The sequence below is a fragment of the Pseudomonas sp. XP2 genome, assembly GCF_053557975.1.
On sequence record NZ_JBNRIK010000060.1, the window covers coordinates 599 to 3,240 of the forward strand.

Below are 2,642 nucleotides of genomic sequence, written 5' to 3' on the forward strand. Positions count from 1 at the left end.
ACCACCACCGCAACGCTGACGGCGAACCCGTCGGTGACCGAAGGCGGTGTCATCACCTACACCGTGACCCTGAGCAACCCTGCCCAGACGCCGGTAACCGTGACCCTGTCCAACGGCCAGACCATCACAGTTGAAGCGGGCAAGACCCAAGGCAGCGTTGATTTCCAGACCCCGGCGAACGACGTCTATAACAACGGTTCGACTGTTAGCGTCACCATCGAAAACGCCACCGGCGGCAACTTCGAGCAGCTGACCCCGAATCCGACTCCAGCCTCGACTGTCATCAATGACAGCGTCGATACTGTCACCGTAAGCATCGTCAGCAATGGCAATGTGACCGAAGACCAGCAACCTTCCTTTACTGTGAAAGTAAGCCAGGCGCTGGATCGTCCGTTGACCGTCACTCTGTCGAACGGAGACACCGTGACGATCGAAGCCGGTAAGACCGAAGTCGAGTACAAGACTCCGGCTCAGGGTGATGACGTCTATCACGACGCTGGCTCCATCACCCTCAGCGTTACCGACGCTACCGTTCCAGGTGCCACTTTCGAGAACCTGGCCTTGGGTGGTCCAGCTACCGTTGAGATCTCGGACACTATCAGTGAAGTTGTGGCTAAGCTGACCGCCACCCCTTCGGTGACCGAAGGCGGCGAGATCACCTACACGATCACGCTGACCAACAAAGACGGCCTGCCGATCAACAACCACGGCGCCCTGACCTTCACGCTGAGCGACGGCAAGACCGTCATCACCGTGCCGGCCAACGGCACCAGCGGTTCGATCACCGTGACTGCTCCGGACAACGTTTACGTTGGCAGCAATACCCCGGTGGTACAGTCGATCGCAACTGTTGCTGGCGCTGATGTCGGCAAGTTCGAACAGCTGACCCTGGACAAGACGCCGGTCAGCACAACCGTTACCGATGAGCCAGGTACTCCGGGCAACCCAGGCGGCAACAACGAAGGTGACTTGGTCAAAGTAACCATCACTGCCGACCAGACTTCGGTGGCCGAGAACGTCAAACCGACGTTCACCGTGCACATCAACCAGCCTCTGGAGCACGACCTGGTCGTGACCCTGAGCAACAATGCCACGGTGACCATCAAGGCCGGCGAAACCAGTGCACCGTACGAGCACGCGGCGCAGGGCGATGACGTTTACCAGGATGCTGGCGAAATCACCCTGGGCATCAAGTCGGCGGTAGACGCTACCGGTGCTGCCTTCGAGAACCTGCAGTTGGGCGGCGATGCTTCGGTCAAAGTGACCGACACCATCGACGAAGTGGTAGCCAAGCTGACTGCGACGCCTTCGGTTACCGAAGGCGGCGAGATCACCTACACCATCACGCTGACCAACAAAGACGGTCTGCCGATCAATAACCACTCGGAGCTGTACTTCAAGCTGACCGATGGCACCACCGTTGTCGTCGCGGCCAACAGCACCACGGGCTCGGCCACTGTAACCGCCCCGGATAACGTGTATGTCGGTACTAACCAGCCGGTGGTCAATGCCATCGATGCTGTCAGCGGCGCGGATGCGTGGAAGTTCGAAAACCTGAATCTGGACAAGACCCCGGTCAGCACCCAGGTTACCGACGAACCAGGCACCCCAGGCAACGAAGGCGACCTGGTCAAGGTCACCATCACCGCCGACCAGACTTCGGTGGCGGAAAACGTCAAACCGACGTTCACTGTGCACATCAACCAGCCGCTGGATCACGACCTGGTTGTGACCCTGAGCAACAACGCGACCGTGACCATCAAGGCGGGCGAAATCAGCGCGCCGTACACCCACGATGCGCAGGGGGATGATGTCTACAATGATTCGGGCGAAATCAGCCTGGGTATCAAGTCGGCGGTAGACGCCACCGGTGCTACCTTCGAGAACCTGGAGCTGGGCGGTGCGGCTACCGTCCAAGTGACAGACACCACCGACGAAGTCGTGGCCAAGCTGACCGCGACGCCTTCGGTCACCGAAGGCGGCGAGATCACCTACACCATCACGCTGACCAACAAAGACGGCCTGCCGATCAACAACCACGGCGCCCTGAACTTCACGCTGAGCGACGGCAAAACCGTCATTACCGTGCCGGCCAATGGCACCAGCGGCTCGATTACCGTCACTGCTCCGGACAACGTCTATGTCGGCAGCAATACCCCGGTGGTGCAGTCGATCGCTACCGTTGCTGGCGCTGACGTCGGAAAATTCGAACAGTTGACACTGGACAAGACCCCGGTCAGCACCACCGTCACTGACGAGCCAGGTACCCCCGGTAACCCAGGCGGCAATAACGAAGGCGATCTGGTCAAGGTCACCATCACTGCCGACCAGACTTCGGTGGCCGAGAACGTCAAACCGACCTTCACCGTGCACATCAATACCGCTCTGGCACACGACCTGGTCGTCACCTTGAGCAACAACGCCACAGTCACCATCAAGGCCGGCGAAACCAGCGCGCTTTACGAGCACGCGGCGCAGGGCGACGACGTCTATCTGGACGGCGGCGAAATCAGCTTGGGCATCAAGTCGGCTGTGGACGTTGATGGTCGTACCTTCGAAAACCTGGAGTTGGGCGGCGATGCTTCGGTCAAAGTGACCGACACCATCGACGAGGTTGTGGCCAAGTTGACCGCAAGCCAGTC

The 2,642-nt window shown here is 59.7% G+C and carries 1 protein-coding gene; it reads left to right on the forward strand.

The features are described 5' to 3' along the window. A partial coding sequence (locus tag ACK1VC_RS28805; protein WP_449118185.1) for an immunoglobulin-like domain-containing protein occupies nt 1-2,642 on the forward strand: 2,642 nt, incomplete at both ends.